The sequence below is a fragment of the Staphylococcus intermedius NCTC 11048 genome (genome assembly GCF_002902385.1).
Lineage (GTDB): Bacteria > Bacillota > Bacilli > Staphylococcales > Staphylococcaceae > Staphylococcus > Staphylococcus intermedius.
In genome coordinates, this window is record NZ_PPQH01000052.1 from 1 (window position 1) to 22,715 (window position 22,715).

Genomic DNA, 22,715 nt, shown 5'->3' on the forward strand with positions numbered 1-22,715 from the left:
TTATAATAGAAGAAAATAGAATAATGTGTGATTCATTGTCTATGAGAATAAATAGAAGAAACATGTTATTTTGGTGTTTATACATTGCAAATTGAAATCGTAATCTTTCTTATTGACAAATGTTATAAGAGCGGGGTATAATAACGGTATAAATTTTATACTTGAAAGGTGGTGCTAAGATGAAAATTGAATTAGGATTGACATCTTTTGCAGATAACCAAGATATGCATACAGAAAATGGCGTATTACCAGCCATTTCAAATGGAGAACGTATTCGTAATATTGTTGAAGAAATTAAACTCGCAGATGAAGTGGGCCTTGACGTCTATGGATTAGGGGAACATCACCGCCCTGATTATGCTGTATCTAGCCCAACAACAGTACTTGCGGCAGGCGCAGCTGTGACTCAAAATATTAAATTATCATCTGCAGTAACTGTCTTATCATCAGATGATCCCATTCGCGTTTACCAACAATTTGCGACAATTGACGCGCTATCTGATGGACGTGCAGAAATTATGGCAGGTCGCGGTTCATTTATTGAATCTTTCCCATTATTTGGTTACGATCTTAAAAACTACGAACAATTATTTGATGAAAAATTAGAGCTATTATTAAAAATTAATCAAAATACTATTATTCACTGGGAAGGTACATTGACACCAAATATTGATGGACGTGGCGTTTATCCACGTGCAGTACAAAAAGAATTACCAGTGTGGTTAGCAACTGGCGGTACACCAGAGTCATCATTAAAAGCAGGATCTTTAGGTTTACCAATTACTTATGCGATAATAGGTGGTGACCCAAAAAGATTTAGACGAAATATTGCGATGTACAAAGCTGTTGCTGAATCCAATGGTCATAAAGCTGACACACTTCAAATTGCTTCTCATTCTTGGGGTTATGTTGCTGATACAGATGAACAAGCGCAACGTGAGTTTTATCCAAGTGTAGAAGCACATCATAATGTATTAGCTAAAGAAAGAGGATGGCCACCGTTCTCTGTTGAGCATTTCCAAAGAGAGGTTGGCCCAAATGGTGCGATGTACGTAGGTAGTCCAGAAACAGTCGCGCAAAAAATTATTGAAACAGTCGAAGCGTTAGGTATTACACGATTTATGTTACACTTACCATTAGGTTCTATGCCACATGAAAGAACAATGCATGCAATTAGACTTTTTGGGGAAAAGGTAAAACCTATCGTCGATTCACATTTTGAAAACAAATAGGAGGAATTAGAAATGATTTTACGTTACGTTACAAACTTAAAGGTTGCAAAACAATTATTTGATGCAGCTCAACCAAAATTAAAAGGTGACCAAGGTATGAAGGATGCTTTTGAAATGTTCAAATTACCTGAAAGCATGGTGAAAGTAGTGGGTGTTACTGAAGCAGTAGCTGCTGGTCTTTTCGCTATTAGTATTTTTGATAAACGTTTATCACAAGTTGCTTCAGTTTTAACACTAGGTGTACTAGCTGGTGCAATTTACAAACACATCGAAGCGGGTCAAGGTAAAGAAGGTGCACAACACGCTATCGACGTTGCATCTTTAGCTGGCTTAAGCTTAGTTGATAACTTAGTTAACAAAAAATAATGACAGGATTCATTTGATGTTTAATGCATCAACCCTATAGTTCGAATGTTTATTATTGATAACGATAACTTAAAAATGAATATTTAATAATTTAACCTACAAAGTATTTCGCTTTGTAGGTTATTATTTTTTTATTCTTTTAAAGTATTCCTATTGATTGTTAATAAGACATTTGCACAAAACTCAATTGTCGTTTAATTAAAATCGAAGTATAAAATTAATTTGTTTATAATCTTTATTTTCACGTGTATTAGGCATTTTTCTACATCGCTTATTTTACTAAAGAAAAATAACAAAAATTTTTACAGAAATGATACTCAGAAAGTAATTGAAAAAAAGACAGATTCGGTTTAAAATATAAACGATAAAATATTAAATTTCCAAGTTAATATAGTTATTAGAAAAATTAGAGTAGAAACCTATTGAACTTGGCACTCATCTATAGGGGGTAAGCGTATGGAAAAGTATCAAATCAAAAATATGAAAGAGTTAATGACAATCAGCTTCACGACAAAAGGAATTTATACAGAAATCAAGAAAAAATACAGCTTAACTTATGAAGAACTTTTTATTTTAACGTTTATTTTAGAGCATCAACAAGAAACTTATAACGTGAAAGATATTATTAGAGCTTCTAAGTTTAAGCCATATTACATTACGAAAGCGATGCAAAAGCTTAAAGATTTTGGTTTCTTAACTAAAAAACGTAATGAACAAGACGAAAGAACAGTCATTATTGAAGTATCAAAAGAGCAATATGAAAAAATCGGTAGCTTATTTAATGAAATTGAAACTTTACTATAATCATGACATTGATGGATTGACATCACACGCTTGAGCGATCAATAGTCTATAAGGATGGTTGGAAATAGCCTCAAGTTGCTGCGAAATGAAAAAGTCAAAATCTCTTTTTAGCAGCGGTATATCTGAAAAAGTCACGACTTAGATTTGTTCTTGCGTACATTTTGATAGCGAAAAGAAGTAGAAAATAAACGACAAAAAGCGAACGCAATGTGCTTTTTGTCGTTTTTTAAGTCATTGAGGTTAAAGGATTACGAATAAAGAGAAATGTATACGGCGCAAACATAAAAAGCAGTTGTATTGAAGGATTAAACTGTAACGGGTAAGGTAGGGGTTGAAAGCTGATTGTAAACCTCGGATTAGGCATTCGCATACATTTATATTATAATGTTGACAAAGTAAGTAAGAAATAAGAAGATTGTGAGGTTTTAGAAATGAAATCTATGTTAATCCAATCTGCCATACAGAGAGAATGGGTTGCAAAGCTTGAAGCGCAACGTGAAACATTAACCAAATATGTACAGCGTAATGATCAGGCACATCGTTTTCCTCATGAGAACATGGAGTGGCTAATCAACGAAGGCTATACGCAATTGACATTACCTGAATCGTATGGTGGGCGAGGAGCGACTTTAGAAGATATGGTTGTTCTCCAGTCAGTTCTTGGTTCGATTGATGGACCTACTGCGCTTTCTGTGGGATGGCATATGGCACTCGTAGGGGAAGTCTTTGAACGGCGCATTTGGGATCAAGCGATATTAGATGATTTTGCTAAAGCTGTGAAAAATGGTGCGTTGGCAAATAGAGCTGTGAGTGAAGCAGAAACAGGAAGTCCTACTAGAGGTGGGCGTCCTCAAACTTATGCCCGATTTGAAAACAATGATTATATTTTAAATGGTGTCAAAACATTTACATCGATGAGCCCTGTCTTAACACATATCATCGTGGCAGCATACATCCCTGTTAAAGAACAAGTGGGCTTTTTTATGGTCGAAAAAGGTACACCAGGATTAGAAATTGCGAATAATTGGAATATGGTCGGCATGCGTGGCACAGAAAGTCATGATGTGATACTCAATGACGTACGAGTGAAACAAGATAAGCTTATCGAAATCAGAGGAGAAGGACCGGCCTATCAAAATGGCTGGTTGTTGCATATCCCTGCAACTTATTTAGGTATTGCTCAAGCAGCACGTGATTATGCAGTTGATTTTGCATTGCAGTATAGTCCAAATAGTATTGAAGGACCGATTGCCGACTTACCTGTTGTGCAACAAAATATTGGGCAAATGGAAACAAAATTAATTACAGCCAGACATTTACTATGGAGTACTGCGCGTGCTTATCAATCAGTGACACCTCAAGATCATATAGGTGCAGAAACCGCTGCGAGTAAAGTCGTAGTGATGAATGAGGGATTAGACGTGATTGATTTAGCGATGCGTATTGTTGGTGCGAAAAGTTTAGAAATGGACCGACCATTACAAAGATATTTTCGAGACATGCGTGCCGGCCTTCATAACCCACCGATGCAGGACATGTCGTATACTAAAATAGCGCAACAAGCAATGACTGAACGTCAAAGCCATATATAAACTGTCGCAATGAAAAGGCGATTGTTTTTTAATAAAAGAGCCGTTATGATAGTTTTAGAGATAAAAGTTCGACACCAAGTATGAACGTAAATTTTAAAGAACAAAGGAGTATAGGATAATGCGATATCTTTTACTGGGCATAGGGGGTATCTTTACATTATTAGGTTTTGCAGGCGCCGTCTTACCGCTATTGCCTACAACACCTTTTTTACTTGTCGCTGTACTCTGTTTTGCGAAAAGTTCCGATCGTTTTCATGATTGGCTCATTCAAACAAAAGTGTATCAAGCTTACGTCGAAGATTTTCGAAAATATCGTGGTTATACGATGAAAAAGAAAATACAATTATTAATCAGTTTGTATATTGTAGTGGGTTTTTCGATTTTCATGGTGGATGTCACAATGATTCGCCTAGGATTATTGGTAATGGTTGTATTACAAACGGTGGTCTTGTTTACATGGGTAAAGACTTTGCCGAAAAGTTACGATACGCGATAAAAGTCTGTACACTCAATTCAATACGATGGATTTAGCAGAAATTGCACGCTATGAGAACGTGTAGTTTCTGTTTTTTATTGAAATGTATTGCTGTGATGCAAGGTATTGGATGAAGTATGCACTCGATAAAAAACAATTTAGCAAGAAACAAACATTTGCGAAAGACCTATTTTAAGATTTAAAAAAGTTTTGTTTAGAAAAAGATTGATTTCAAGGGCATTCCAATATATAATAATGATAATCATTATCAATTGGAGGAAGATGAATGAAAAAGTTATTATTACCGTTATTGGTATGTATGTTAATTTTGGCGGCATGTGGCCAAAATGATAATAAAAGTAGTGAAAAGGAAACAAAAGCGTTCAATCTTAAAACAGCTAAAGGTGAGGAAAAAATCGATATTCCAAAAGATCCAAAACGTATTGTTGTATTGGCACCTACATACGCGGGCGGTTTAAAATATCTTGATGCAAACATTGTTGGTGTTTCTGATCAAGTCGATCAAAGTCCGGTGCTTAAAAAACAATTTAAAGATGTTGATAAAGTTGGTGCAGAAGATGTAGAAAAGGTTGCGTCATTAAAACCTGACCTTATCATTACATACAATACAGACAAAAACACAGAAAAATTGAAAAAAATTGCACCAACGATTGCTTTTGACTATGCGAAATATAATTATCTCGAACAACAAGAAGCAATGGGTGACATCGTCGGTAAATCTGATGAAGTGAAAAAATGGAAAGCTGACTGGGAAAAACAAACAGCACAAGATGGTAAAGAGATTAAAGCGCATCTTGGTAATGACACATCAGTAACGATTTTTGAAGACTTTGATAAGAAAATTTATGCTTATGGTAAAAACTGGGGACGCGGTAGTGAAGTGCTCTACCAAGCATTCGGTTTAAATATGCCTAAAGCGTTAGAAGATGCAACGAAAAAAGAAGGATGGACAGAAGTACCAAAAGAAGAAGTGGGTAAATATGCTGGTGATGTGATCATTACAGCTAAAGCGAAAGACGCAGCCCAACCTGAATTCCAAAAAACAGCTATGTGGCAAAATTTAGAAGCGGTACAACAGAAACATGCGTTTAATGTAGATTCAAGTGTATATTGGTATAATGATCCGTACACATTAGATGTGATTCGTAAAGATTTAAAAGAACAACTTTTAGCGTTACCATCGAATTAAATCGTGGTTTAAGCTGAGATTGCTAAACCATTCTGCGCTTTCCGAGGCGCGTGACCTCTCAACTCACTCACGCTTGATTGAACTGTTACAAGGAGAGGCGTGAGTGGATTTTCGAGGTCAGCTGATGCCTCAGGAGTCTCGTCCAGGTCGGCAATTAAATAAAGCGGTACTACTCTTAATCGGGTGGTACCGCTTTTACTGTAAAGATGTTTAATCATTCTTCATTTTCTTAACTGTTGTGATTGCCACACTTTATCAAACATGAAAAGGTATCTGATCTGCTTCTGAGTGTTCGGCTCAAAAGTGATGAGATACCTTTTTAATATGTTGAATTACTTTGTTTTACGGACGTATGTGATAGCGCCGTGTTTATCAAAAATAGTGAGTCCGGAAATGTCTTTTTTCGGTGTTGGAATAATGAGACTGGCGATATATGCGACGATAAATGCCGTCAAAAAGGCGATAATGGAAATGTAGAATGGTGATCCTGCACCGCCAATCCCTTGTCCTTGTAAGAAATAACTTACGATAACAGCGACTAAAATACCGATAATAACGCCCACACCATGTGTACGTTTCGTAAAAATTCCAACCGCAAAAATGCCTGCAATTGGTACACCAAAGAGACCTGTAATCAATAAGAAAAGATCCCAAACGTCATTCGAGTTTGCTGCAATTAAATATAATGAGATAAGCATACCGATGAGGCCTGTAACGACTGTTGTCACACGCGCAATACGTACTTCAGTTGTATCACTTTTAATACCAAAGAAGCGCTGTTTAATATCGACTGAAAAACAGGCTGCAATGGAGTTTAAACTTGATGAAATAGTTGACTGTGCTGCCGCGAAAATAGCCGCAATCAAGAGCCCTGCAACGAATGGTGGCATCTCAGTTAAGATAAAGTAAGGCACGATAGATGATGTGTTGAAGTCTTTCGGTAATGCTGTATGAGTCGCATAAAAGACATACAAAACAGTTCCCATACCATAAAAGAGTGGGGCTGAAATAAGTGCTAATATCCCATTTGTCCAAATCGAATGAGATGTTTCTTTTAAAGATTCAGAAGCTTGATAACGTTGTACGACATCTTGGCTTGCTGTATATTGTTGCAAGTTATTAAAAATACTACCAAGGAAAATAATCGGAATAGCAGCAGCGGCGGCGTTCATTTTCCAGTTGTCTGCGCTGATTAATTTATGGTTACTCACTGCTTCGTTGACCACTGTACCTAAACCGCCGTCAATATGAATCACTCCCATAATAATAATGACAAGTGCGCCCCCTAATAAAATCACGCCTTGAATGAAGTCACTCCATACGACACCTTCAAAACCGCCCAGGAATGTGTAGATAATACATAAAATACCAACGAGACTTGCGACTAAATATGGATTGATGTCAGAGACGGCTGTAATTGCGAGTGTTGGCAAATAGATGACAATCGCTACACGACCTAAATGGAATAATATAAACAACACAGAACCCATCACACGTACTGCCGGATTAAAACGTGCTTCTAAATATTCATAAGCTGAAGTAATATTAAGCTTTTTAAAAAACGGAACATAAAAATGAATAAGTAATGGTATAATCGCGACAATTGCAATATTGCCGGCGATGTAAGACCAATCTGTTAAATACGCTTTTTCTGGTGTTGACATAAACGTAATTGCACTTAACGTTGTCGCATAAATGGAAAAGCCCACGACCCATGATGGTAAACGACCACTTGCTTTAAAGAAACTATCGGTATCTTTACCTGCACGCTTCGTAAAATACGCGCCAATACCTAACATAACCAATAAGTATAAAATTAAAGCAATCCAGTTCCAAAATCCAAAGCCAATTGTTGCCATAAAAACAAACCCCTTTCAATCATCAATAAAAAGATTTAAAGAAAACGCTTACATATTTATCCGAAAGAAAAGAGTGAAGAACAACGCTTTCTCTATTTATCGTTTGAACGCCACTCTTTTTAAATTAAAGTATGATTTTCTTAAAGTTGATATTGGTCCATCAATGTTTTCAATGCATCGCGATGTGTTTCGTTAAACGGATGGAATGGTGCTTTAGGAACCCCCGTATCAATGCCTTTTTCAGCTAAAATGGCTTTTAACGTTGGATAAAGCCCCATACCGAGCACTGTTTCAATGATATCGTTGGTTTCGTGTTGAATGCGGTAAGCCTCTTCAATCGCGCCATTTTGAGCATTTTCAAAGATTTGACGAATACGACGACCATTCACATTAAAAGTAGAACCAATCGCACCATCAACACCTGAAATTGCTGCTTGTACAAGCATTTCATCAAAACCAGAGAAAATTAATTTATCTGGGAATGCTTTACGTAGGCGTTCGAGTAAGTAGAAGTCTGGCGCTGTATACTTCACACCGATGACTTTGTCGTTTTGGAAAAGTTCTTCAAATTGTTGGATAGAAATATTGACACCTGTTAATCCAGGGATAGAATAAACGATTATATTATTTTGAGTCGCTTCAATAATAGCGAAATAGTAGTCACGAATTTCTTCAAAAGTGAAAGGATAGTAAAACGGTGTGACAGCTGATAGTGAATCATAACCCAGTTCAGTTGCATATTTTCCAAGTTCAATTGCCTCATTTAAATCAAGTGAACCGACTTGTGCTATTAAGCGAATATCGTCTTTCGCTTCATCTTTTGTAATGCGGAAAACTTCTTTCTTTTGTTCGGTATTCATTAAAAAGTTTTCGCCCGAACTTCCGTTCACATACAAGCCATCTAATTTCTGCTCGTCAATCGCATTACGAATAATGGCTCTTAAACCTTGTTCTTTCACTTGTCCATTTTCATCAAACGGAACGAGTAAAGCCGCATATAATCCTTTTAAATGTTCATGCATGGTACACCCTCCAATAAATGTTCTATTTGTAATATTGGTCTGACCAATTTATAATTTAATTGTAAGCGTTATCAAAGTAATGGTCAATCACTTTACAACGAATCGTCACAATTATGTTAAACTGAACTAAACTGGTTACAAGGAGTTAGTATGGATGATGGGGGAATTGTCGAGTCGTTCTGGTAAAAATTTGAAGCAAACGGTCGTACAAAAGATTAAGGATTATATTTTAGCGGAGTCATTACAGGTGGGGGATAAATTACCCACTGAACGCAAGTTAGCCGAGACATATCAAGTGAGTCGTTCCGTTGTGCGTGAGGCTTTGAGTTATCTTGAAAACACAGGCGTGACTGAGAGTGTACAAGGACGTGGCACATTAGTAAAAGCACAAGATATTACGCCACTGATTGAAGGATTTTTATTTAGTTTTCAAGTCTCTCACGGCAATTTGAAAGATTTAATGATGTTACGTCTTACCTTCGAACTCGCAGCAATTGATATCATTGAGCGTAGACAAACGCCATTAACTTCGATTGCAGAGACACTTGTTGATGATGTAGATACGTTTAATGTGGCTGCAGACCAAAAATTTCATGAAAGTTTGCTGACTGCGGTAGATTCATCATTATTTCAACAAATGAGTGCCGTGGTACAAGCATATTTTTATCAAACACCTATTGAAACATCGCGTGAACAAAATGTGCGGAGTATGACAGAACATCGAAATATCTATGAAGCGTTAAAGGACGGAAATTTTTCATTGGCCAAAGCATTGTTAACGGAACATCTCATGAGAGGGGCAGAATTTTATGAAGAAAATCGCTTTTGACATTGGAGGGACTTATATAAAGTCAGCCATTATAGACGCGCATCGACAGCTACAGGATTATGATAAAGTGCGAACGCCCGTAAACGAAAACGACGCGATTATTCATTATGTTAAGACAAGATTACAACGTTACATTCATGAACATCAATTACAAGATGTCGCAGTGGGCATTTCTACAGCGGGTGCGGTGGATAGAAAAGCACGTGCCATTGCATACGCCAATCCGAATATTTTGAATTATACAGGCACAAATTTTGCAGATCAACTGGGTGCGTATGTTCAAGAACTCAGCGTCTATAATGATGTTGATGCAGCATTGCTAGGGGAGTTGGATGAAAGGGAAACGTCTTACGAAAGTGCCTTTTGTTTAACTTTAGGTACGGGAATTGGCGGCAGTTATTATCATCGAGATATCGGGTTGTTAACAGGTGTACGTCATCGTCCGAATCAAATTGGCTATTTATTATACGACCCAGTAACTGAGACACAATATGAACAACGTGCCTCTACAGAAGCGTTAAAACAATTGTTAATGAAAGAAAACTATCCGCATCAAAATATTCAACAATTATTTGAAGAAGCGGAGAATGGTGATGCCACAGCACGACACTATATCAAGCAATGGGCGCGTGAAGTGGCACGAGGTATTGCGGAAATTCAAATTGTCTATGATCCAGAAATCATCATTATAGGTGGTGGCGTTTCTGCACAAGGTGATGTGTTATTAAGTTATATTTTGCCGGAATTGACGCGCTATCTGCCTCAAGATTACGGTCATGCCAAAGTGGAAGTCGCACAGCTCCAAAATCATGCTGCATTAATCGGCGCGGTCAGTGAATTGTAAACAAGTATAGAAATCAAGTTTACATTAATGGTATAATCTGAAATGAACTGTTTTTATCATTTTGAGGAGGAAAAAGATTTTGAACACGAAATTTTTAGTTTATACAGCATTAATGACTGCAATCATCGCCGTAATGGGCTTTATCCCAGCGATTCCGTTACCTTTTATTCCAGTACCTATCGTACTCCAAAATGTGGGTATCTTTTTAGCAGGTATTTTATTAGGACGTCGTTATGGAACTTTAAGTGTCATCGTATTTTTATTACTCGTATTTATGGGTGCACCATTGCTCTCAGGTGGACGTGGCGGTTATGGTGTATTCGTTGGACCGAGTGTCGGCTTTTTAATCATGTATCCCATTTCAGCATTTTTAATTGGTTGGATGCGCGACAAATATTTTGAAACATTAGATTTTAAGCGTACTTTTGCGATTATCGTGATCTTTGGGGTCGTGTTATTAGACTTAGTGGGGGCCATTGTGATGGGATTTGTTATTCATATGCCAATTTCAAAGGCCATTTATCTGTCATTAACATTTTTACCAGGTGATTTAATCAAAGCTGCAATTGCCGCACTCATTGCAGTTGCACTGTTTAAAAATCCTGTGATGTCGAGAATCATGCAACAACTAGCAAAATAAGCATTGAAAGAAGGGGATGTAGATGGACATTCAAATGAGTGATATTTATTGTGAGGGCGACATTTATTCTAAAGATGACAACGTAACCATTTATATGACGCCCACAACACCCCTGACCTATGAAAATAACAAATGGGTCTATCATCAAATGCCTAATGTATCTCAGTTTAAGGATGATATGAGGCAACAACAAAGGCTTCATGCTGACAATGGTGTGTTGACGCATCTCAAATTTGAATTTCCAGAAAACGTCAAACCTAACGTAGACATGATGCAACTTTTACGTGCTGAAGGTTTTCAACTCGGACATCTTGAATTGTACATGATTGAAGCAGCAGACTTACGTCAATTGACTGGCCCAAGTCTTGAAATCGAGCCTGTAACATTAGAGAATATGGCAGATTACATGCACGTCTATGAGCCACTTTCAATTCAATTTGGTACAGATTATATTCAAGAAAGTGCACAGACATTGCGAAAACTGTTGAAGAAAGACTCTCGTGCGCTCCAACCTTATATTGCATATGAAAATGCGCAACCCATTGGCATTATGAATGTGATTGAGACGGAGCGAACAGTGGAATTAGATGGCTTTGCAGTGGCTGAAGCAGCACGAGGGCGTGGCGTTGGTTCGGTGATGCAGGCATTCGTAGGAGAACTTGCTAAAGAGCGTCCAGTCATTTTAGTCGCTGATGCTGAAGATACAGCGAAAGAGATGTATCTGAAACAAGGTTATACATTCATCAGTTTTCAGTACAGTGCCCTTAAAGAATTAACTGTTTCAGTGTCGTATTGATAACGGTTGGTAAATCATACAAACGGACATTGATGACGCCATGCTGCAGGTGCGATATTTTAAATCGTTTGATACGAAATCCATACTTGCTCACATTTTGATGATGATCGTCATCAATGGTGTTGGGTATTGCTAATGTGTAGAAAAATAAATCAAACCATCTCTCTTTTTTAACGAATTCACCAGTAACTAAATCACGGCTGTCATCCTTATGCATATCACAGTCATGATATATAAAGATACAGTGATTTCTAGAGTCAGACACCAAAGCGCAAAATCATATATGAAAGTAGGGAATTAAAGATGGAAGTTCAAATGAGCGATATTTACACTGAAGCAGAAGTTTATGATCAAAACGAAGACATGACTATTTATCTTAATTCACATACCCCTATCACTTTTGATAATAATAAGTGGGTATATCACCAAATACCAGATATAGCAACATTTAAAGAAGATATGAAGCGACAGCAAGCGTTTCATTACGACCACAGTATATTCTTACATTTAAAATTTGAATTTCCTGTAGATGCTGAACCCAACAAAGAAATGTTGCAGTTTTTACATGATGAAGGGTTTAATGTGAGACGTCTCGAACTGTATGCAGCAGATGCTAAGACACTGCGACAAATAGATGGTCCAGAAATTATCGTTAAGCCATTAACCCTAGAAAGAATTCCCGATTATATGAAAGTTTTTGAACCTATAGGGATGGAGTACGGTGCCGATTATTTGATTGAAGTTGAAGATAGGTTATACCGAGGGGCGAAGTACGGGTTTGGAGTAAGTCAACCTTACGTCGTTTATGAAAAAGGTGAACCGGTCGGTACGATGAAAATCATAGAGTCAGAGCGTACTGTTGAAATTGACGATTTTGAAGTTGTTGAAGATGCCTGTGGACGAGGAATTGGTTTGGCTATGCAGGCGTTTGTAGGGATGTTGGCGAATGTGAGACCAGTAATTTTGCAAAGTGCTTCAGATTTGACGGTGAGAGACATGTACATTAAAGAAAACTATCAATTAATTAGTTTCCAATATAGCATGATTAAAAAATTATACGATTAAGAATAAAACAGGCGTTTGTTGAGTCTTTCCTCATCAACGCCTGTTTTTTACATGTTTATTTGTTGAATGCGCTCTGGATGGCTGTAAATATTAAAGTAATTGTCACGCACGAAACCGACCGCAGTAATGTTGAGATCGTGCGCAAGTTGTACAGCTAATGTGGTAGGGGCAGATTTAGAAATAATCATACCAACACCAATTTTAGCAGCTTTGATTAAAATTTCTGAGGAGATACGTCCACTAAAAATAAGGACTTTATCGCGCACCCCAATATGACGTTGAATACAGTAGCCGTAAAGTTTATCGAGGGCATTATGACGTCCAATATCTTGGCGATGAATGTAAAAATCATTACCATCACTAATCGCTGCGTTATGTAAGCCGCCTGTTGCTTGAAAGACACGACTTTGCGCTTGTAAACGTGTCATCATGCTTAAAATTTGAGATGGGGTCAATTGAATGTTGGACATTGAAGTTTTTGCAATCGCTGCATCATTATGGAAATAGAACTCCCGACTTTTCCCACAACATGAAGCGACAAGCCGTTTCGTTGATAATTGGATGCGGTCATGTAAAGGTGATGTGATTTCAACATGTGCATAGCCCCGATGTTCATCAATTTCTATCGATTTTAGCTCATCTCTTTTTAAAATGACCCCTTCAGAAGCGAGAAAGCCCAGCACCAGTTCTTCCAATTGGTTTGGACTACAAATGACCGTCGCAAATTCTTCTTGATTTACCATGATTGTGAGTGGTGTTTCTGTTACATAATCATCTGCTGTTTCAAATAAAACGCCATTTTCGAATCTTACAATCGGTTGGTTCGTTTTGAAGTCTGGATTCAAATGTCCAACCTCCTTTCAAAATATGTTCAACTGTATGAATAGATAAATTTATTTTAAACTTTCTCCACCAATTTTAACAGAATTTGAAATATGAAGAGTGTTGAAAAGAAAAAACAAAAGAAGTAAACTGTAGTAAACAAAAGAAGAGAGTAGGTTGAATGATGGCGAGTATTAGAGAGATTGCGAAAGAGGCAGGTGTTAGTCCTGGTACGGTGTCGCGTGTATTAAATGAGGATCCGTCATTGTCGGTCGCAACCGAGACGAGACAACGTATTATTGAAATTGCCAATGCGCGTAATTATACAAAACAAAAACGCCTCACACGACAAATTCAAATTGTCACACATGCTTCAAAAGAAAAAGAAATGATTGACCCGTATTATCGAGAACTGCGCTTAGCAATTGAAAAAGAAGTGAAGCATTTGAATTTAACATTGAAAAAGACAATCCGTACGAATGAATTAACGTCGATTGAACAATTGAAACAAGTGGAAAAGGCGGGTTCCGTAATTGTCATTGGCCCATTCAAACAATCTGTAATTCAACAACTTTATACATACAATGCGCGACTCATTTTAATTAACCAAATCGATGCGCCGAGTCATATCGATGCAGTATCTTCTGATTTATATCACAGTATGGAAGCATTACTTGAAGAACTTCAGAACCAAGGTATAGAGAAAGTGACATATGTTGGTGGAGAAACAAAGATACGTGATGTGGGGCACGCGCATGATATTGTTGCTGATGCAAGACAACGTGCATATGTGAATTGGTGTGAGAAGTTCAACATACACATGGATAATTACTCATCGAATTGGGAGCGTCAAAATGGTCTTGAGATTGGGCAGCATATTGCAGAGCGGGAGACTTTACCACAAATCGTTATTACAGGCAATGATGTGCTTGCAGTCGGTGTGTTGCAAGGGTTACAGCAAGCGCATATTCGTGTGCCACAAGATGTGCAACTCGTTAGCTTTAATGACTCTGAAATTACACAATATACAGCGCCGATGATTTCTAGTATTCGTATTCCTATTGAAGAATTTGGTCGACAAGCAGTTCGATTAGCACAAGATCAAATGAAAGGGAATCGTCAAGTCGCGATTCATATGCAACTGAACACACAATTGAATTATCGAGAAAGTTTTTTGAAAGCGGTCTCAGTTGACAGTGAATGAGATAAACAGTAAACTATATTTGTTGTTTACTACAAAAACTTTGGGGTGTGAGCTATGCAAAACCTAACTCAAAAATTTAAAGACATTTTTAATGCAGAACCAACATTGACTGCATTTGCACCTGGTCGTATCAATTTAATTGGCGAGCATACAGATTACAATGGCGGTTTTGTTTTTCCTGCAGCAATCGAATTAGGGACATATGGTGTGGGGCGGTTACGTGACGACCGTAAAATCCAACTTTACTCAGTGAATTTTGAGTCAGCAGGTGTGATGGCTTTTGATTTAGACCATTTAGATTACAATGCTGAACATCAATGGGCGAACTATCCAAAAGGAATGATTCGTTACTTAGTTGAGCAATTTCCTGAGATCAATCGTGGTTTTGACATCGTCGTTGAAGGTAATATTCCAAACGGTGCGAGTCTATCTTCATCAGCGTCTATCGAATTGTTAACAGGTCACCTTGTAACGACTTTATTCCATATTGACATGGATCGCCTTGAACTCGTCAAAATGGGACAACGTGTCGAAAATGAATTTATTGGCGTGAATTCTGGGATCATGGATCAATTTATTGTTGGTTTCGGTAAAAAAGACCATGCGATTTTATTAGATACGAATACATTGGAGTACCATTACGTGCCAACAGAGTTCGGTGACTACAAAATTTCGATTATGAATACGAATAAACGCCGAGAACTTGCCGAGTCGAAATATAACGAACGTCGTAGTGAATGTGAGCGTGCGTTAGCGCAATTACAAAAATATCTTGATGTACAATCACTTGGGGAAATTTCGATGGCACAATTTGAACAGTACGCAGATAAAATTGGTGATGATGTGCTTATGCGTCGTGCGAGACATGCGATTTCAGAAAATGAACGTACAAAACAAGCGTATGAAGTGTTACAAGCACACGATTTTAAAGTGTTTGGCGAATTGTTAAACGCGTCTCATGCATCATTGAAAGACGATTATGAAGTGACAGGGCTAGAGTTAGATACATTAGCAGAAGCAGCACAACAAGTTGATGGTGTGTTAGGGGCACGTATGACTGGTGCGGGTTTTGCAGGATGTGCGATTGCGCTCGTACACAAAGATAAAATTGCTGACCTTGAAGAAAAGGTGACTGAGGCATATACGAAAACGGTCGGGTATGCACCATCGTTCTATCATGTGGACATCGCAAACGGTGTACGCACAATAGAGAAATCATAAGGGAGTGTATAGAATATGGCAATGCTTGTATTAGGTGGCGCAGGTTATATCGGAAGTCACTGTGTCGATCAATTAGTTGAAGCGGGTTATGATGTGGTTGTCGTGGATAACTTAGTGAAAGGGCATCGTGAAGCTGTCCATTCATCAGCACGTTTTTATGAAGGCGACGTGCGTGATCGCGAATTTTTAGACGGCGTTTTCCAAAAAGAGAACATTGAGGGTGTGTTCCATTTCTGTGCGTATTCATTAGTAGGTGAATCAGTAGAATATCCACTGGAATATTTCAACAACAATGTCTATGGTTTACAAGTGTTACTTGAAGTGATGCGTGCACATGATGTTCAACATATCATTTTCAGTTCAACAGCTGCAGTTTACGGAGAACCAGAAGAAGTGCCTATTGTAGAAACTTCACAAAAATTACCGACAAGTCCATATGGTGAAAGTAAACTTGTGATGGAAAAAATGATGCGTTGGTGTCACGAGGCGTATGGTGTCAACTATGCCGCGTTACGTTATTTTAATGTTGCGGGTGCTAAAGAAAACGGTGCAATCGGTGAAGATCATCATCCAGAAACACACTTGATCCCAGTTGTACTACAAGTGGCATTAGGTCAACGTGATGAATTGAAAATGTTTGGTGATGATTATGACACACCAGATGGTACGCCAATTCGAGATTATTTACATGTCACAGATTTAATTTCAGCCCATATTTTAGCGTATGATTACTTAAAAGCGGGTGGCGAAAGTGGTGCGTTTAACTTAGGTACGAACCACGGTTATTCAGTAAAAGAAATTTTAAATGCGGCGCGTGAAGTGACTGGTCGAGACATTCCGGCAGTCGTTGCACCAAGACGTGCAGGTGATCCAAGTAAATTGGTTGCTTCAAGTGATAAAGCGAAAGCATTATTGAAATGGCAACCCCAACATGATGATATTCATGAAATTATTCGTACTGCTTGGGAATGGCACCAAAAACACCCAAATGGATATGAAACTGTCTAAAGGAGGCTCATTATGGCAAACGCATCACATGTCTATCAATTTGCAGATGATATTATTGCGCATGGCGACTATGAACCGGCAGACCGTATTTATGTCGTGAATCAAATTTTGTCACGTATCAAGGCAGATGATATTGCGCTTCTAGACACTGAATATGATATGCAACCACAAGCACCAATTGAAATCGTCAATTTACTTATTGAAGATGCGATTAAGCGAGGCGTTATTGAAGACATTTTATCCGCACGCGAACAATTGGAAGCCAGTTTGATGGATTTAATCACGCCAAAATCTTCTTCAGTCAATCGTGAATTTTATCAACGTTATCAACTTTCACCAGAAGCGGCAACAGATTATTTTTATCAACTGAGTCACCTGAATCATTACATTAAAGAAGAAGCGATTGCGAAAAACATTGTATATCAAGTGCCAACAGTGTATGGTGACTTTGAAATTACGATTAACTTATCGAAACCTGAAAAAGATGCGAAACAAATTGAGCGCGAGAAAAACGCACCGACGTCGTCCTATCCGAAGTGTGCGATTTGTATGGAAAATGAAGGCTATTACGGAACGATGACTTCTGCCGCACGTTCGAACCATCGTATTGTACAAATGCAAATCAACGGGGAAGAATGGGGCTTCCAATATTCACCGTACCAATATTTTAATGAACATAGCATTTTATTATCACGCGAGCATACGCCAATGTTAATCAACCAAGTGACGTTTGAAAACTTACTTGATTTTGTGAAGCAATTTCCACACTACACGATTGGCTCGAATGCAGATATTCCAGTCGTTGGCGGATCGATTTTATCGCACAATCATTATCAAGCAGGACGTCATGATTTTCCAATGGCATTGGCACCTATTGAACGCGTATTTGAATTAGCGGACTTTCCGACTGTACAAGCAGGTATCGTCAAATGGCCAATGAGTGTGATCCGATTAACTGCGACAGATACTGACGAACTGATTGCGGCGAGTGAATGGACTCGTCGACAATGGCAAGGATATAGTGATGCGCATGTACAAGTGAAAGCATATAGTGATACAGGCGAGCGTCATCATACAGTGACTCCGATTGCAAGATATCGTAATGGTCACTATGAAATGGACATTGTGTTACGTGATAATCAACGTACACCAGAGTTTCCAGACGGTTTATTCCATCCTCATCAAGATGTTCAGCATATTAAGAAAGAAAACATTGGTTTAATTGAAGTCATGGGCACAGCGATATTGCCTGGACGTTTAAAAAAAGAATTACAAGACGTGATCGCATTTTTAAATGGTGATGAAACGATGGACCTAGGTGTGCATGAGTCATGGGCACAAGAAATGAAAGTGGAATATGATTTTGACACACAAGATGCTGAAACGATTGTGCGTCAAGAAGTGGGGTATAAATTTGAGCGCGTACTTCAAGATGCTGGGGTGTTCAAAAGGAATGAAGTCGGTCAAGCTGCCTTCCAACGCTTTATCGCAACGTTAAATGCATCATTGATATGATTTTACAAAAAGACGTTCGGAATCTGTTATACTGATTTCGAACGTATTTTTACATGTCAATTCATTTTTAAAGGGGCAATGCATCATGAAAAAAAGAATAAGTTGGATGATGTTCATAGGGCTATTATTGATCGTTTTAGCAGCGTGTGGTCAAAACGGGTCTCAATCGGATTCTAAAAAATCAAAGGATGACGAAAAATTGACGATTTCAGCTGCAGCAAGTTTAACGGATGTGACAAAAGCATTAGAAAAGGCATTTCATAAAGCACATCCAAATGTCGACGTGTCGTTTAACTATGGTGGTTCGGGCGCTTTGCGAGAACAAATTGATAAAGGTGCACCGGTTGATGTGTTCATGTCAGCGAATACGAAAGATGTCGATATGTTGAAAGAAAAAGGGAAAGTACAACAAACATTTGATTACGCCCGCAACAAATTAGTATTGATTCATCGTAAAGGTAGCGATATTCAAAGTGTGGATCAACTCGGAGATAACGACCAACTCGCAATTGGTGAAGTGAAATCCGTGCCGGCGGGTAAGTATGCCAAAACGTATTTAGAAGCTCAAAACCAGTGGTCAATGGTTGAAGATCGTATCGTTTACGCGAAAGATGTACGTGAAGTATTAAACTATGTGAATAAAGGCAATGCGCAGCTCGGTTTTGTTTACCAAACAGATTTATACGTGGGTCAAAAGCCACATGAGGGTGTTGAAAAAGTAGCTGATGCAACACTGGAAAAACCTATTGTCTACCGAATGGGCACAGTAACGGATACTGAAGCGACAAAGGCTTGGTATGATTTTATGAAGAGTGACGAAGCACAACACATTTTGAAAGACTATCATTTTGAAAAATAGGTGATGTTAATGTCTGATTTTACGCCTTTTTGGATATCCTTGAGAGTGGCATTGGTCAGTACAGTCGTCGTATTTATACTTGGAATCGCACTTGCACGTATCATGTATCATAGGCGAACGAAATGGACGCATCTGATTGAGAGTATTGTACTGTTACCTATCGTATTACCTCCGACTGTATTAGGTTTTTTACTTCTCATGCTGTTTTCAGTGGATCAGCCTGTAGGACATTTACTCACTGATATTTTAGGGGTGAAAGTCGTATTTACATGGATCGGGGCTGTCGTGGCATCGGTTATTGTCAGCTTCCCTCTCATGTATCAACATACAGTCCAAGGTTTTCGAAATATCAATCCACGTATGCTGAATACTGCACGAACGATGGGGGCATCTGAACTTAAAATCTTTTTCAAAATTACGTTACCTTTGTCGAAACGTGCGATTATTTCAGGGATGATGCTTGCATTTGCACGTGCAATTGGTGAATTTGGGGCGACACTCATGATTGCGGGTTACATTCCTGGTAAAACCAATACACTGCCGTTAGAAATTTACTTTCTTGTTCAGCAAGGTAGAGAAAATCAAGCGTGGCTATGGGTTCTCGTCCTAGTGGCATTTGCAATTAGTGTGATAGGAACGATGAATGTGATGAATCGAGAGCGTTATCGTGAGGTGGATTAGTTGTTAAACCTTCAAATACAAAAAAACATTAACCAGCGTCATATCAGCATTCAAATTCAAAGTGATCAGCCTCAAATCTATGCGATTCAAGGTGCGTCGGGGATAGGTAAAACGACGCTATTGAACATCATTGCAGGGATTTGTGATCCGGATGTTGGATTGATTCAAATTAACGGGCGTGTCTTAACTGATACAGTACAGCAAAGTCAAGTGCCCATTCGCGAACGGCGCATCGGCTATTTGTTTCAAGACTATCAATTGTTTCCACATATGACGGTGTTGGACAACATTACATTTATGACACGTTATAACACACATATTGCAGATTTGATGAAGCAATTAAATATTGAACATTTACAGAACGTGTATCCAGAGCGCTGTTCGGGCGGTGAAAAGCAACGTGTCGCATTGGCAAGAGCATTGAGTATGCGACCAGAAATATTGTTGCTAGATGAGCCGTTTTCAAGTTTGGATGAAACAGCGCGACAAGAAAGTATGGCATTGGTGAAGCGGGTTTTTGAAGAATGGCGTATTCCTATCATTTTTGTGACACATTCCAAATGGGAAGCCGAAATGTTAGCGGATGAAGTGATTGTCGTACAATGAGTCGGCTGGATATCCATAGACTTCGAGTGAATATGTGTAAGGTTAGCGTTATACGAGACTTAGTTATTCGGATGACGCTGACAAAGAGATCAAATGAAAATAGTTTAAACAGCGAATCAAAGACATGGACACGCCATCTTTGGTTCGCTTTTTAAATATATAGGGAATCAGCGCATCAGATTTCATCGTTTTACCCCATGATGAATAGGGGCTATTGCCGTTTTAATCCGTTGAGTCCCTTTCGAAAAATCCGTATAATTGAGAATAGTATTGTAGAGAGGATTATGATGATGGGTGAAGAACGATATTCTAGGCAAGTTTTATACAAAGGCATAGGGCGGAATGGTCAACAAAAAATCAATGCGAAAGCTGTGCTCATTGTAGGCATGGGTGCTTTAGGAACACACCTTGCTGAAGGGTTAGTGCGTGCAGGTGTTGGAAGACTCATCATTGTTGATAGGGATTATATCGAGCATTCTAATTTACAACGGCAGACGTTGTTTACGGAACATGATGCAGATGAAAGTGTACCGAAAGTGATGGCCGCAAAAAAGATGCTTCAGGCGATACGTCGTGATGTGGATATTGAGGCATATATTGCACATGTCGATGTTGCATTTTTAGAAGCACATGTGCCGACTGTTGATTTAATTTTGGATGCGACAGATAATTTTGAAACACGTATGCGAATCAATGATGCGGCGTACGCGTATCGGGTGCCTTGGATTTATGGGGGTGTGGTGCAAAGTACGTATGTATCGGCGCCGTTTATTCCAGGGGAAACGCCTTGTTTTCAATGTTTAGTTCCTCAAATTCCATCGATCAATCTCACGTGTGACACGGTAGGCGTCATTCAACCTGCTGTCACGATGACGACGAGTTTTCAGTTGAGAGATGCATTGAAAATTTTAACCGAGACACCGATTGAACCGAAGTTGACTTATGGTGATATATGGGAAGGGACACATTTTACTTTTGGTATGCGACGATTGCAACGTGAAGATTGTCCAACATGTGGCCAGCAACCAAGCTATCCTTATTTGAACACACGAACGTCCAACTATGCCGCTTTATGTGGTCGAGATACGGTACAATACCAACATCCTGAATTGACATTTGAACGCTTAAAGTCATACTTAGACGCGCGAAAAATCCCATACAAGTCCAATGGCTATTTATTACAATTTAAATTTGAAGCATCACGTATTGTTGCTTTTCAAGATGGTCGTCTACTCATTCATGGTTTAAAAGATACAGAGGCGGCACAAGTGATGATACATAAATTATTCGGCTAACAAAGGAGTGGTTTTATGCATACGAACGTCAAATTAGAGAGACCTGTCCGTTGTGCAGTATTGACTGTTTCTGATACACGAACAATTGAGACAGATAAAGGGGGACAATGCGTTCAAAACTTATTACAAACTGCTGATTTTGATGTGGACATTAAACATTACACCATTGTTAAAGATGAACAGACTGCGATTCAATCGGCTGTGCAACAATGGTTGGCAGAAGATATCGATGTCATCGTAACGACAGGTGGAACGGGTATTGCGCCGAGAGATGTCACGATTGAAGCGGTAACGCCATTATTAGATAAGGAAATTGAAGGGTTTGGAGAGCTGTTTCGCTATTTAAGTTTTACAGAAGATGTCGGGACACGCGCTTTGTTATCTCGAGCTGTTGCAGGTACAGCAAAACGCACATTAATCTTTTGCTTACCAGGATCAACAGGTGCCGTAAAATTAGCGCTCAATCGGTTGATATTACCAGAACTCACACATTTAGTTTATGAAATGAATAAATAATGTGATATGTGAAAGAGTCATCTCATGTGGGTGATTTGAGACAACTTAAGCGTACGCAAGCTCATAATAGCCATCATATGAATATAAACAGCGAATAAAGAAGGCAAACTCTTGATTTTAAAAGAAGATCGTATTCAATTGTTTACTTTCTAATCAAAGCAAATACACTGATTTCATCAAAGTGCATTTGATTATTAGAAAAAGGGGGCGGGGACACAATCATGCTTCCCAGCCCCTTGATAAACTTTAAAGCT

At 38.6% G+C, this 22,715-nt stretch carries 24 protein-coding genes; 20 read left to right on the plus strand and 4 right to left on the minus strand.

Translation table 11 applies throughout. The features are described 5' to 3' along the window. The first annotated feature begins 179 nt into the window (after window positions 1-179). The 6 genes from CD138_RS11010 to CD138_RS11035 all read left to right on the plus strand — a co-directional run bounded on the left by CD138_RS11010 (window position 180) and on the right by CD138_RS11035 (window position 5,679). Entirely contained in the window at window positions 180-1,232 is a 1,053-nt protein-coding gene (locus CD138_RS11010) for an LLM class flavin-dependent oxidoreductase (protein WP_019169649.1), read from the plus strand. Window positions 1,233-1,244: 12 nt separating this feature from the next. Further along, a complete protein-coding gene (locus CD138_RS11015) occupies window positions 1,245-1,598 on the plus strand; it encodes a DoxX family protein (RefSeq protein WP_019169650.1) in 354 nt (117 codons plus the stop codon). Between the two features lie 456 nt (window positions 1,599-2,054). Beyond that, window positions 2,055-2,402: a transcriptional regulator, SarA/Rot family gene (locus CD138_RS11020; protein WP_019169651.1), complete on the plus strand. Its 348-nt coding sequence runs from the start codon at window positions 2,055-2,057 to the stop codon at window positions 2,400-2,402. A gap of 431 nt (window positions 2,403-2,833) precedes the next feature. Continuing rightward, the gene (locus CD138_RS11025; RefSeq protein ID WP_019169652.1) at window positions 2,834-3,994 is read left to right on the plus strand and encodes an acyl-CoA dehydrogenase family protein; all 1,161 of its coding nucleotides are present in this window, start codon (window positions 2,834-2,836) and stop codon (window positions 3,992-3,994) included. A gap of 118 nt (window positions 3,995-4,112) precedes the next feature. Further along, window positions 4,113-4,490, plus strand: coding sequence for a YbaN family protein (locus tag CD138_RS11030; RefSeq protein ID WP_019169653.1), 378 nt, complete (start codon window positions 4,113-4,115; stop codon window positions 4,488-4,490). Between the two features lie 265 nt (window positions 4,491-4,755). Next, window positions 4,756-5,679, plus strand: a complete 924-nt coding sequence (locus CD138_RS11035; RefSeq protein ID WP_019169654.1) for an ABC transporter substrate-binding protein — start codon at window positions 4,756-4,758, stop codon at window positions 5,677-5,679. Window positions 5,680-6,011: 332 nt separating this feature from the next. On the opposite strand, the gene CD138_RS11040 is transcribed toward CD138_RS11035, so the two are convergent. Next, window positions 6,012-7,538, minus strand: a complete 1,527-nt coding sequence (locus CD138_RS11040) for a sodium:solute symporter family protein (protein WP_019169656.1) — start codon at window positions 7,536-7,538, stop codon at window positions 6,012-6,014. A 140-nt stretch (window positions 7,539-7,678) separates the two neighbouring features. After that, the gene (locus tag CD138_RS11045; RefSeq protein ID WP_019169657.1) at window positions 7,679-8,560 is read right to left on the minus strand and encodes an N-acetylneuraminate lyase; all 882 of its coding nucleotides are present in this window, start codon (window positions 8,558-8,560) and stop codon (window positions 7,679-7,681) included. A gap of 154 nt (window positions 8,561-8,714) precedes the next feature. On the opposite strand from CD138_RS11045, the gene CD138_RS11050 reads away from it, so the two are divergent. The 4 genes from CD138_RS11050 to CD138_RS11065 all read left to right on the plus strand — a co-directional run bounded on the left by CD138_RS11050 (window position 8,715) and on the right by CD138_RS11065 (window position 11,669). After that, window positions 8,715-9,389 (plus strand): FadR/GntR family transcriptional regulator, encoded by a 675-nt coding sequence (locus CD138_RS11050; protein WP_019169658.1) that lies wholly within the window; start codon window positions 8,715-8,717, stop codon window positions 9,387-9,389. Then, on the plus strand, window positions 9,370-10,233 hold the full coding sequence (locus CD138_RS11055) for an ROK family protein (protein WP_019169659.1): 864 nt from the start codon (window positions 9,370-9,372) through the stop codon (window positions 10,231-10,233). Before CD138_RS11050 ends, CD138_RS11055 begins: the two co-directional genes overlap by 20 nt. A 79-nt stretch (window positions 10,234-10,312) precedes the next feature. After that, on the plus strand, window positions 10,313-10,873 hold the full coding sequence (locus CD138_RS11060) for a biotin transporter BioY (RefSeq protein ID WP_019169660.1): 561 nt from the start codon (window positions 10,313-10,315) through the stop codon (window positions 10,871-10,873). 22 nt (window positions 10,874-10,895) lie between these two features. Further along, entirely contained in the window at window positions 10,896-11,669 is a 774-nt protein-coding gene (locus CD138_RS11065; RefSeq protein ID WP_019169661.1) for a GNAT family N-acetyltransferase, read from the plus strand. Here CD138_RS11065 and CD138_RS14065 read toward each other — a convergent pair. Further along, window positions 11,638-11,886: a hypothetical protein gene (locus tag CD138_RS14065; protein WP_142302759.1), complete on the minus strand. Its 249-nt coding sequence runs from the start codon at window positions 11,884-11,886 to the stop codon at window positions 11,638-11,640. The genes CD138_RS11065 and CD138_RS14065 overlap by 32 nt on opposite strands. Before the next feature lie 86 nt (window positions 11,887-11,972). Here CD138_RS14065 and CD138_RS11070 point away from each other — a divergent pair, with 86 nt between their 5' ends. Continuing rightward, window positions 11,973-12,734: a DUF5613 domain-containing protein gene (locus CD138_RS11070; RefSeq protein WP_019169662.1), complete on the plus strand. Its 762-nt coding sequence runs from the start codon at window positions 11,973-11,975 to the stop codon at window positions 12,732-12,734. Window positions 12,735-12,781: 47 nt separating this feature from the next. Here the strand turns inward: CD138_RS11070 and fdhD are convergent, their stop codons facing one another. After that, window positions 12,782-13,579 (minus strand): formate dehydrogenase accessory sulfurtransferase FdhD, encoded by a 798-nt coding sequence (gene fdhD / locus CD138_RS11075; RefSeq protein ID WP_019169663.1) that lies wholly within the window; start codon window positions 13,577-13,579, stop codon window positions 12,782-12,784. Window positions 13,580-13,737: 158 nt separating this feature from the next. Here fdhD and CD138_RS11080 point away from each other — a divergent pair, with 158 nt between their 5' ends. From CD138_RS11080 to CD138_RS11120, 9 genes are all read left to right on the plus strand, one after another. Beyond that, complete coding sequence (locus CD138_RS11080) at window positions 13,738-14,760, plus strand: LacI family DNA-binding transcriptional regulator (protein ID WP_019169664.1); 1,023 nt, start codon at window positions 13,738-13,740, stop codon at window positions 14,758-14,760. 54 nt (window positions 14,761-14,814) lie between these two features. Next, entirely contained in the window at window positions 14,815-15,981 is a 1,167-nt protein-coding gene (locus CD138_RS11085) for a galactokinase (RefSeq protein ID WP_019169665.1), read from the plus strand. Between the two features lie 15 nt (window positions 15,982-15,996). Next, complete coding sequence (gene galE, locus CD138_RS11090; RefSeq protein ID WP_019169666.1) at window positions 15,997-16,989, plus strand: UDP-glucose 4-epimerase GalE; 993 nt, start codon at window positions 15,997-15,999, stop codon at window positions 16,987-16,989. Between the two features lie 12 nt (window positions 16,990-17,001). Continuing rightward, a complete protein-coding gene (gene galT, locus CD138_RS11095; protein ID WP_019169667.1) occupies window positions 17,002-18,504 on the plus strand; it encodes a UDP-glucose--hexose-1-phosphate uridylyltransferase in 1,503 nt (500 codons plus the stop codon). Window positions 18,505-18,589: 85 nt separating this feature from the next. Next, window positions 18,590-19,363 (plus strand): molybdate ABC transporter substrate-binding protein, encoded by a 774-nt coding sequence (gene modA, locus CD138_RS11100; RefSeq protein ID WP_019169668.1) that lies wholly within the window; start codon window positions 18,590-18,592, stop codon window positions 19,361-19,363. A gap of 9 nt (window positions 19,364-19,372) precedes the next feature. Next, window positions 19,373-20,044 (plus strand): molybdate ABC transporter permease subunit, encoded by a 672-nt coding sequence (gene modB / locus CD138_RS11105; protein WP_019169669.1) that lies wholly within the window; start codon window positions 19,373-19,375, stop codon window positions 20,042-20,044. Next, window positions 20,045-20,650 carry an ATP-binding cassette domain-containing protein gene (locus CD138_RS11110; RefSeq protein ID WP_019169670.1) on the plus strand — a complete coding sequence of 202 codons (606 nt, stop codon included), beginning with the start codon at window positions 20,045-20,047 and terminating at the stop codon, window positions 20,648-20,650. It abuts the gene before it with no gap. Window positions 20,651-20,940: 290 nt separating this feature from the next. Beyond that, window positions 20,941-21,945: a ThiF family adenylyltransferase gene (locus CD138_RS11115; RefSeq protein WP_026066932.1), complete on the plus strand. Its 1,005-nt coding sequence runs from the start codon at window positions 20,941-20,943 to the stop codon at window positions 21,943-21,945. Window positions 21,946-21,960: 15 nt separating this feature from the next. After that, window positions 21,961-22,461, plus strand: coding sequence for a MogA/MoaB family molybdenum cofactor biosynthesis protein (locus CD138_RS11120; RefSeq protein ID WP_019169672.1), 501 nt, complete (start codon window positions 21,961-21,963; stop codon window positions 22,459-22,461). Window positions 22,462-22,715: the final 254 nt, after the last annotated feature.

What these genes read in the sequence shown, in the direction of transcription:
- CD138_RS11010 (WP_019169649.1), top strand. Translation starts at nt 180, where the DNA reads ATGAAAATTGAATTAGGATTGACATCTTTTGCAGATAACCAAGATATG.
- CD138_RS11015 (WP_019169650.1), top strand. Translation starts at nt 1,245, where the DNA reads ATGATTTTACGTTACGTTACAAACTTAAAGGTTGCAAAACAATTATTT.
- CD138_RS11020 (WP_019169651.1), top strand. Translation starts at nt 2,055, where the DNA reads ATGGAAAAGTATCAAATCAAAAATATGAAAGAGTTAATGACAATCAGC.
- CD138_RS11025 (WP_019169652.1), top strand. Translation starts at nt 2,834, where the DNA reads ATGAAATCTATGTTAATCCAATCTGCCATACAGAGAGAATGGGTTGCA.
- CD138_RS11030 (WP_019169653.1), top strand. Translation starts at nt 4,113, where the DNA reads ATGCGATATCTTTTACTGGGCATAGGGGGTATCTTTACATTATTAGGT.
- CD138_RS11035 (WP_019169654.1), top strand. Translation starts at nt 4,756, where the DNA reads ATGAAAAAGTTATTATTACCGTTATTGGTATGTATGTTAATTTTGGCG.
- CD138_RS11040 (WP_019169656.1), bottom strand. Translation starts at nt 7,538, where the DNA reads ATGGCAACAATTGGCTTTGGATTTTGGAACTGGATTGCTTTAATTTTA.
- CD138_RS11045 (WP_019169657.1), bottom strand. Translation starts at nt 8,560, where the DNA reads ATGCATGAACATTTAAAAGGATTATATGCGGCTTTACTCGTTCCGTTT.
- CD138_RS11050 (WP_019169658.1), top strand. Translation starts at nt 8,715, where the DNA reads ATGATGGGGGAATTGTCGAGTCGTTCTGGTAAAAATTTGAAGCAAACG.
- CD138_RS11055 (WP_019169659.1), top strand. Translation starts at nt 9,370, where the DNA reads ATGAAGAAAATCGCTTTTGACATTGGAGGGACTTATATAAAGTCAGCC.
- CD138_RS11065 (WP_019169661.1), top strand. Translation starts at nt 10,896, where the DNA reads ATGGACATTCAAATGAGTGATATTTATTGTGAGGGCGACATTTATTCT.
- CD138_RS14065 (WP_142302759.1), bottom strand. Translation starts at nt 11,886, where the DNA reads ATGCATAAGGATGACAGCCGTGATTTAGTTACTGGTGAATTCGTTAAA.
- CD138_RS11070 (WP_019169662.1), top strand. Translation starts at nt 11,973, where the DNA reads ATGGAAGTTCAAATGAGCGATATTTACACTGAAGCAGAAGTTTATGAT.
- CD138_RS11080 (WP_019169664.1), top strand. Translation starts at nt 13,738, where the DNA reads ATGATGGCGAGTATTAGAGAGATTGCGAAAGAGGCAGGTGTTAGTCCT.
- CD138_RS11085 (WP_019169665.1), top strand. Translation starts at nt 14,815, where the DNA reads ATGCAAAACCTAACTCAAAAATTTAAAGACATTTTTAATGCAGAACCA.
- galE (WP_019169666.1), top strand. Translation starts at nt 15,997, where the DNA reads ATGGCAATGCTTGTATTAGGTGGCGCAGGTTATATCGGAAGTCACTGT.
- galT (WP_019169667.1), top strand. Translation starts at nt 17,002, where the DNA reads ATGGCAAACGCATCACATGTCTATCAATTTGCAGATGATATTATTGCG.
- modA (WP_019169668.1), top strand. Translation starts at nt 18,590, where the DNA reads ATGAAAAAAAGAATAAGTTGGATGATGTTCATAGGGCTATTATTGATC.
- modB (WP_019169669.1), top strand. Translation starts at nt 19,373, where the DNA reads ATGTCTGATTTTACGCCTTTTTGGATATCCTTGAGAGTGGCATTGGTC.
- CD138_RS11115 (WP_026066932.1), top strand. Translation starts at nt 20,941, where the DNA reads ATGGGTGAAGAACGATATTCTAGGCAAGTTTTATACAAAGGCATAGGG.
- CD138_RS11120 (WP_019169672.1), top strand. Translation starts at nt 21,961, where the DNA reads ATGCATACGAACGTCAAATTAGAGAGACCTGTCCGTTGTGCAGTATTG.